This is a genomic window from Burkholderia sp. SIMBA_051, from assembly GCF_046534915.1.
GTDB classification, from domain to species: domain Bacteria; phylum Pseudomonadota; class Gammaproteobacteria; order Burkholderiales; family Burkholderiaceae; genus Burkholderia; species Burkholderia ambifaria.
Genome location: NZ_JAWRXS010000935.1, coordinates 1 through 234 on the forward strand (window position 1 = coordinate 1; position 234 = coordinate 234).

A 234-nucleotide genomic window follows, 5' to 3' on the forward strand; every position below is an offset into this window, starting at 1 on the left:
GAGCGCATTGACCAGTTGGTAGAGTCCGCTGGATTGAAACTCAAGCGGATGAAGTGCGTAGCCATGGAGGGTTTGGTTGAGGAGAGTAAAGAGCTGATAGATGAAATCGAGAAGGGGGCGGTGCTCGATGCGGCGCTCATCGGGGCATGCCAGAAGGTTGAGCATTACGAGATCGCCAGCTACGGCACCCTAATTGCGATGGCCAAGCACCTCGGTATGGAAGAGGCGGCCTCG

1 protein-coding gene is annotated in these 234 nt (G+C 56.4%); it reads left to right on the plus strand.

Annotated features, from left to right (window positions below; translation table 11 throughout):
* A partial coding sequence (locus SB771_RS37230; protein WP_410722309.1) for a DUF892 family protein occupies positions 1-234 on the plus strand: 234 nt, incomplete at both ends.